Genomic DNA, 8,867 nt, shown 5'->3' on the forward strand with positions numbered 1-8,867 from the left:
TGCTCTACGATTGATGAAAAGAGAAAAAAGAAATTTGGAGAAATAATTGATGAAAACCTATACCTTAGATGATGTTGTAATATTAATTGATAAAGTGAATAAATATGATGATGAGATTATCCATTTTCGTACTGAAGATGATGCAGTTGATGATCTTGTAATTGAAAGGGCTGAGAAAGCTCTTGGTTTACAATTCACATCCTCTTACAAGAGTTTTTTGAAACATTATAAAGGTGGGGACATTAGTGGTGAAGAAATCTATAGTCTTTATGAGCATCCTATAGGTGTTTCTGTTAATGACGTTGTTTTCCAAAACTTAAATGATAGAAAACGTGGTTTTACGACACCAGAACAGCTCGTTGTGAGTTATGATCTTGATGAAACCTTTTACTTTGATTATACGCAGTTTCGGGATGGTGAATGCCCACTCTATGTCATGTTTGCGGATGAGGAGTCCGAATATTACGCCAGTAATTTTTATGAATTCCTATGCAAAAGAATTAAAGTACACGCGGGAGTTGAGATACCTGATGGTGATCAACCGATTGAAAAGATTGAGAACACTCCCACTCCGCAACCTATCCCTTTTTACAAGAGTTTTTGGAAAAAACTATGGAAGAGGTGAAATTGATAGAGGGAATATGGAGCGTTTATAACGCACGTTTTGAGGTTCATCTATGAAAACCTATACCTTAGCTGATGTTGCAGTATTAATTGATAAAGTGAATAAATATGATGATGATATTATCAATTTGGGTAGTGAAGATGATGAAGAGAATGAAACAGATGATCTACAGATTGAAAAGGCGGAGAAAGCTCTCGGTTTACAATTCACATCCTCTTATAAAGTTTTTTTAAAAAAATATGGAGGAGGAGAAATTGGTGGTGATGAAATTTTTAGCATTTATGGAGATTGTGGGGAAGGTGTTCCTGCTGGTGATATTGTTTACCGAAACTTACTCAATAGAGAACGTGGTTTTGTGACACCAGAGCAGCTTTTCGTTAGCAGAACAGATTTTGGTGAAACCTTTTATTTTGATTATACGCAGTTTAGGGATGGAGAATGCCCACTTTATGTCATGCTTCCATCTGAAGATTGCGAATATTACGCTAGCAATTTTTATGAATTCCTTTGCAAAAGAATTAAAGAAAGCGTGGGAGCTGAGATACCTGAAGGTGACCAACCGATTGAAAAGACTGAGCACACTCCTACTCCGCAACCTATCCCTTTTTACAAGAGCTTTTGGAAAAAACTATGGAAGAGGTGAAATTGATAGAGGAAATATGGAGCGTTTATAACGCAAGTTTTGAGGATCATCTATGAAAACCTATACCTTAGATGATGTTGTAGAATTAGTTGATAAATATAATGATATTATCAATTTTCGTACTGAAGAAAATGCGGCTGATGATCTACGGATTGAAAAGGCGGAGAAAGCTCTCGATTTGCAATTCACATCTTCTTATAAGAGCTTTTTAAAAAAATATGTAGGAGGAGAAATTGGTGGTGAAGAAATCTTTAGCCTTTATAAGGAGTGTGGAGCAGATATCCCTGGTGGTGATATTGTTTTCAGAAACTTAAATGCTAGAAAACGCGGTTTTATGACAGCAGAACAGCTTTTCGTTAGCAGTACTGATTTTGATGAAACCTTTTACTTTGATTATACGCAGTTTAGGGATGGAGAATGCCCACTTTATGTCATGCTTCCATCTGAAGATTGCGAATATTACGCTAGCAATTTTTATGAATTCCTTTGCAAAAGAATTAAAGAAAGCGTGGGAGCTGAGATACCTGATGGTGATCAACCGATTGAAAAGATTGAGAACACTCCCACTCCGCAACCTATCCCTTTTTACAAGAGTTTTTGGAAAAAACTATGGAAGAGGTGAAATTGATAGAGGAAATATGGAGCGTTACGCAAGTTTTGAGGATCATCTATGAAAACTTATACTTTAGATGATGTTGCAGTATTAATTGATAAAGTGAATAAATATGATGATGATATTATCAATTTCGGTACTGAAGATGATGCAGTTGATGATCTACTGATTGAAAAGGCGGAGAAAGCTCTCGGTTTACAATTTACATCTTCTTATAAGAGTTTTTTAAAAAATTATAAAGGAGGAGAAATTGGAGGTTATGAAATCTGTAGCGTTTATAGGGATTGTGGAATAGGTATTGCTGCTGGTGATATTGTTTTCCGCAACTTAAATAATAGAAAAAGGGGGTTTGCGACACCAGAACAGCTTATCGTAAGTAGAACAGATTTTGGTGAGACTTTTTACTTTGATTATACGCAGTTTCGGGATGGTGAATGCCCACTTTATGTCATGCTTCCATCTGAAGATTGCGAATATTACGCCAGTAATTTTTATGAATTCCTTTGCAAAAGAATTAAAGAAAGCGTGGGAGTTGAGATACCTGATGGTGATCAACCAATTGAAAAGATTGAGAACACTCCCACTCCGCAACCTATCCCTTTTTACAAGAGCTTTTGGAAAAAACTATGGAGGAGGGGCAAATGATAGGGGAAATATGGAGCGTTACGCAAGTTTTGAGGATCATCTATGAAAACCTATACCTTAGCTGATGTTGCAGTACTAGTTGATAAATATAACGATAGTATCGATTTTGGCTCTACAGATGAAGCAGTTGATGATGCACTGATTGAAAAAGCAGAGAAAACTCTTGGTTTGCAGTTTACGTCTTCCTATAAAAGTTTTTTAAAAAACTATGGAAGAGGGGAAATTTGTGGTGAGGGAATATGTAGCGTTTATGATACAAACTTTGAGATTGTTCGTAGTGATGATATTGTTTATAAAAACTTAAATTATAGAAAAAATGGTTTTGCAATGCCACAGCAACTTATTGTTAGTAGAACCGATTTTGGAGAGACATTTTTCTTCGATTATTCTCAATTTCAGAATGGAGAATGTGCACTCTATTTTGATTTTCCACCCAAGAATCCACAATATTATGCAAGTAACTTCTATGAATTCCTCTGTAAAAGGATTACAGATAATTTGAAGTAAATTTCTTTGTATGGTGGTTTTATTTTCAAATTGCAATGTTAAACCACCATTATTTTTTTTAAATGAGAGAAAATTAAAATCAATATATTTCAATAGGTTAAGATTTTACAGATCTTAAAAAAACAACCTATATAAAAATACAACCTATAAATTCAACTAATAATATACGTTTTGAGGGGTTTTGACGGTTTTTACACCTTCAAAACCTATAAGTAATATAAGAAAATGAATATACATAACTCTCTTTAAACAAAGCTTTTGAAAAGCATAAAGCACTCATTTTAGATTACGATATAATCTTTTAAAGGCAATTCAAAAGAAGCCTATTCACTTTAAGATGGGATTTCTTTTTAGAATAACGCATATAAACTGTCTTTTTGAGATTGTATCTAATCAACTTAACAAGAGAGGTATAGATTAATCGCTATGTTCTATACCCCTTATGAGTTTATCATACCCATTATGTGAGCATGCTTTATAAGTTATTCAGTTTCTCTTATTTCCAATTTTGGTAAGTTCTTAACGATTTTCATGGTTTCTAAACTTACGGTAATAACCCTTTGAAATAACTCTAGAGGGTAGGCAGGGTTGCCAATGGTTTCAACAGCATAGCGATTAGCATCATTAACAATGCCGCTCTTTTTATCTGTTTTAACACATTGACGTTCCATAACCCATTCAAGAGCAGGCTTTCCATTGACTATATACTCATAAGCTTTAAGAGGTATATCCGTCATGATGATATTGCTATTATAAAAAACAGTCGATTTATCCTTTTCCTTACTATTCCCAGAAAATTTCATTTCTGTAACGTAGTAAAATTCTTCGGGATTAGAGATCTCTGTCTGTTTTGGATTACCCTTTTTAAAGGTGACTGGATAAGGTTTTACAGTTTCATAATTCACGTGCAAATGACCCAGTTCACGCCCTGCTGTTACGAACTTCCAAAAATCATCAGCACTCTTTACACAAGGAATGCGAGGTAATTCTTTACATAAATTATGCGCATAACGAGCACGGTAATCTTCTGAATGAAGTAGACCGTAAACATAATAGAATAGATCATCTTTTGTTATGGTTTCATTAGGATAAGCGGCTTTAAAATGTGCTAATCCTTCATCAGTAATGGCATCACGGCGTTGTAAACCAGCTGTTTTGTTTTCCTCTATAGAATTTGTAAATAAATGGGATTGTTTCTCACTTTTACTTTTTGAAACCGTAGTATCTTCGTAAATATAGCGTGGAAAACATTGACCTTTTTCTATTGAATCTAAATTAGGCAAAGCTTTAGTCATCAATACAGAAAAGTCTTTCTTTGCTCCTATACCTGTAATTTGTATCACCTTATTATCAACCGCTTGTCTTATCGGGAATATACGCGGCATTTGATAAACTGCTTCATTAAAGACGCTATTGTAATAAAGCCATTGTTGTGTAAAAGGACGGTATAGGCTTTGAATAAGGCATTTATCTTCAAATTCGGAAAATTTACCTCTTAATAATTCTCTCTTAAGAGTACTGCTCCAACTAATCTTTCTTACATCGGAATTGACGAAATCATTCACGACCTTTGCACGTGCTGTACGATCAGCATGTGAATAGGTATTATTTAAACGTTTTACCTCATTATTATAGAAGGCAGTCATGTTATTCATATTTTTCTTTACAGATTCACGGCTTGAGTTATACGTCCAAGCATCACGATTGGTTGAAACACCAAGAGAATAAGTTTCAAAGAGCTTTTTATCATGCCCCTTTTTGACACCCATAGCTAAGAATGTTTTGAAACTGTCATCACGTTGATCAAGCCAATCACTGTACTTATCTGGTGTAATTATTTGCCAACCTTGTTTGCTCCGTGTAATACCATCAATGCTACCAAGAGACTCTATTATTATAAGCTTTTCTTTTCTCGTGAGATAATCTCCAATATCACGGAAATATATTTTGCCACGCTGTTGAGATTCTGGATTTTTAACCAAAATAGAGATAGCTATGGGAGCTCGAGATCCTTCACCAAAAATGCCACCACTTTCCTTTTTACGTTGTTCTCCAGAAGTCCGTGCATTCCCCCGTAAATGGAAAATATAAAGGCTGCTAAATTCTTCAACGAGGCATTTGCGTAAACCATCCATAGAATGTCCAGTAATAAAACCGGCATTTGTGACAAAGCCGATTACCCCAGCATTATCAATACGGTCACTAGCCCAGCGGATAGCGCGGATATAACTATCATATAACTTTTGCGTACTAGTTGCTTTCGATTTAGCTATATAAGTCTCACGAATACGATCATCTAATATGGGATAAGATATATTGGGATTATTATCGTTTTCATTCTTTTGTCCTACCGAATAAGGAGGGTTACCAAAGATAACTTTAATATCCAGTTTTTTTTGATGCTCTAAATATTCACTGTTTTCCTCTAGTAAACCTTTCATCAAATCTTGTTTTTCAAGCATCCGAAACGTATCAGCCAAACCAATATGCTTGAATGGGATATAATTCTCTTTCATCAAACTATGATAGGTCGATTCAATGTTAATCGTTGCTATGTAATAGGCAAGCAAAACAATCTCATTGGCATGGATATCATGACGGAATTTATATTCCATATCCTCTGGTTTGATGAGATCTGATTGTAAAAGCCGTGTGATAAAGGTTCCTGTTCCAGTGAAAGGGTCAAGAATAGACACACCACGTGACCCCAAGCTTTTGCCAAACTCATTACGCAACACATCATCAACAGAATGAATGATAAAATCAACAACCTCAACGGGCGTATAAACAATCCCAAGCCTATCCGTGGTTTTCTTAAATGCCTTGGCAAAAAAGCTTTCATAAAGCGTAATAATAAGATTTTGCCTTGCTTGTGGTGTGGTAATCCCAGAAGCACGAAGCCTTACACTGTTATAAAATTCTTGTAATTCCTTGGATTCTTCCTCGATATTCGTTTTATCGAGTTCTGTTAAGATTTTTTCCATGGCTTGCGAAATGGCATTGTTCTGTACAAATTCATTGCCCTCAAACAAGGCTTCAAACACAGGACGGGTGACAAGATGTTGTGCTAACATCTCAATCGCTTCCTCTTGTTTTATTTCACTGTTTAAGTTGTTCTTTAATTCCTTATGAAAGACATCAAAAGCATGAAAGGCTTCACTGTTTTCATCAGCAAGCAAGTTTTGGAGATGCGTGATATGGTTTTGTGCAATCTCAGCAACATTGCCTGCCCAATTTTCCCAATAATCCGCAATAGCAAATTTCTTTGCAATAAGGGTTTTCAAAGCATTGGGAAACTCTTTATAAAAAGGTAATCTTCCTGTTACGCTATGAATAATTTGTGGTTCATGAGCGGCTTTTCCAATCTCAAGTCCCATATGTTCTGATTTTTCATGGATATGAAGTTTATCCTCAACCGCGGTCATGCTCTCTAAGGCTCTAATCTCTAAAACATCACTGACGTCTTGACCTAAAATCATCTGGTTAAGGGTTATTTCAAAATTCTCATCATGAGCAAGCAAAGCATTGATCACTTGCCAGACTACCTTGTATCTCTTATTGTAGCGTAAAGCATGTTCAGCAGAAACTCCAGCAGGGACCCCAACGGGTAAAATGATGTAGCCTCTTTTTTTACCCTTTGCACGCCGCATGATACGCCCCACAGCCTGTATCACATCCACATAACTTTTCCGCGGGTGTAAAAACATAATGGCATCAAGAGCAGGAACATCTACCCCTTCAGACAGACATCTTACATTGGTGAGCACACGGCAGGTGTTTTCCCCCGCATCTTCTTTAAGCCAATCAAGGGCTTTATGACGCGTTTTGGCACTTTGGGTTCCATCAATATGATCAAAGGTACAATGAAGAGGCGGGGTATCTTTATAAACCTTATGAAGATTAAATAATTCCTCCTGTATTTCTTCAGAATTAAATGTGTTACGAATGCGTTTAGACGTCTTGATATCTTTACAAAAAGCCAAAGCCCGCCGCATGGGATTGGGGTCATCATTCAGATCAACCTTTAGATCTATTTTAGCAAGGGCTTGATAACAACCTATGATCTTGGTTTTATCATCAAGAATAAGTTCATAATTCTCATCGGTCATCAGATGTTGAATGGATTCACTCACTTCCTCTTCATTAACACCCAAAACAATAATCTTATAAGGTGCAAGCAATTCATTCTGAACGGCTTTTGAGAAGGTATAGGTATAAAGCTCTTTTCCATAGAGCTCTTCATCATCCATAGATGCTAGAACGGCATTGATCTCATTGGCTTTCTTTTTGGCATCATCGGTAAAGATCTTAGGGGTTGCTGTCATATACAGACGTTTTTTGCCTCGAATGATGCTGTTATCATGAACCTTGATAAAATCAGATTCATTGTCCTCTGTTCCCAATGAAGCGCCAGTGGTTCTATGGGCTTCATCACAGATGATCAGATCAAATTCGGGTAAACCATGGTCTTTTTGTGCATCCGAAATCACTTGGATTGAATGATAAGTGGAAAAGACCACGGTCATCAGATCATGTGAAACCTTACCCGCTTTGCTAGCCAGTTCTTTTGCATCCGTGGTAGCAGGCAAGGCAAGATCAGAGCTATCAAATTCAAGAGCATCATTTTTATTATTCTTACGACGCTTACCCACTTGTGTATCGGAACACACGGCAAAGGAACGCAAAGGCACTTCTGTATCTTCTGTCCATTCACGAATTGTTTGAGAGATAAGAGCAAGGGAGGGCACTAGAAACAATACGCGCTTGCCTTGACCTGCTATGGTTTCTGCTATCTTCAAACTGGTGAAAGTCTTGCCCGTTCCACATGCCATAATCAGCTTGCCACGGTCTGCTTCTTTTAAACCTTCACAAACCGCTTTGAGCGCTTCTTTCTGATGATCTAAAAGCTTTTTCTTTGATTTCTCTTTGAGAACAGCTTGTCCTTGTTCTTTATAAGCCCCCCAATCGATTTGACTGTTTTCTAAATCAAACAGATTAATCCGTTGAATACGAACCTCTTGTCCTTCACAAGTTAGTTCAACATTGTCACTCCAATCTGTTTCAGTGCTATCAACCAGAATACGACGGGTGAAGATCTTTTTGCCAGACGCTGCTATAAAACTATCAATATCTTCTTTTTTAATGATGTGAGAAGCATCATAGCATTTACATTGAATAGCCGCATAGCCTCCTTCATCACGGATTGTAGCGATCAAATCAATCCCAATATCCGTTCCATCTTCATCATGCTCCTTAGCCCATTCCAAATAAGTCTGAACCTTTTCGTATTCTTGCTTTTGAAGAGGGTCGTTTGTCAAATAAACCATGACAAGGTTTTCAAACAGCGTTCCCAATTCACGGGGTGATTTTGCTTGTTGACGATAATATTCCAAGAGAGAGCGTAAAGTGACATGTTCATTATCATACTTAATAGATTGAAGCATAAAGAATAGACTCCATGGCAATATATTCTATTGATTAATTCCCTTCAAAGTAATCAAAATGGAGTTTATTAAATTGATTCAAACCAAATATCGAGTGCAAAATGAGTTAAAGTCATTCAAAAGCCGATAAACTTTTTCAAAAAGTTTTTTAAAGGCTGTTTATCCACAGCCCATGAGAGAGGTCAGATCAGCAAAATAGTGAAATTTGCTGTTTATTTGATGTGTTAATTGACCTGTTAATCAAGACAAATGCACCATGGAATTTAAAACATCAGAATAAGTATTTTGATAGGTTTTATGAATTATTTTATAGATAGGTTTTGTCTGTTTTTAAAACCCCCAAAACCCCTACAAAACCCTCTTAGATATATATTAAAAATTGTATTTATG

At 36.3% G+C, this 8,867-nt stretch carries 6 protein-coding genes; 5 read left to right on the forward strand and 1 reads right to left on the reverse strand.

All coding sequences use genetic code 11. The features are described 5' to 3' along the window. Positions 1–49: 49 nt before the first annotated feature. From ACFINX_RS08935 to ACFINX_RS08955, 5 genes are read left to right on the forward strand one after another with little or no spacing between them, the layout of a single operon-like run. On the forward strand, positions 50–625 hold the full coding sequence (locus ACFINX_RS08935) for an SMI1/KNR4 family protein (protein WP_375646698.1): 576 nt from the start codon (positions 50–52) through the stop codon (positions 623–625). Positions 626–677: 52 nt separating this feature from the next. Further along, positions 678–1,268: an SMI1/KNR4 family protein gene (locus tag ACFINX_RS08940; RefSeq protein WP_375612467.1), complete on the forward strand. Its 591-nt coding sequence runs from the start codon at positions 678–680 to the stop codon at positions 1,266–1,268. 52 nt (positions 1,269–1,320) lie between these two features. Further along, complete coding sequence (locus ACFINX_RS08945) at positions 1,321–1,890, forward strand: SMI1/KNR4 family protein (protein WP_375612468.1); 570 nt, start codon at positions 1,321–1,323, stop codon at positions 1,888–1,890. Positions 1,891–1,938: 48 nt separating this feature from the next. Next, a complete protein-coding gene (locus ACFINX_RS08950) occupies positions 1,939–2,526 on the forward strand; it encodes an SMI1/KNR4 family protein (RefSeq protein ID WP_375612469.1) in 588 nt (195 codons plus the stop codon). 42 nt (positions 2,527–2,568) lie between these two features. Beyond that, a complete protein-coding gene (locus ACFINX_RS08955) occupies positions 2,569–3,033 on the forward strand; it encodes an SMI1/KNR4 family protein (protein WP_375668698.1) in 465 nt (154 codons plus the stop codon). A 482-nt stretch (positions 3,034–3,515) separates the two neighbouring features. Here ACFINX_RS08955 and ACFINX_RS08960 read toward each other — a convergent pair whose 3' ends face one another. Further along, entirely contained in the window at positions 3,516–8,477 is a 4,962-nt protein-coding gene (locus tag ACFINX_RS08960) for a DEAD/DEAH box helicase (protein WP_375668699.1), read from the reverse strand. Positions 8,478–8,867: the final 390 nt, after the last annotated feature.

This window comes from Bartonella sp. AP36NXGY (assembly GCF_042195865.1).
GTDB lineage: Bacteria > Pseudomonadota > Alphaproteobacteria > Rhizobiales > Rhizobiaceae > Bartonella.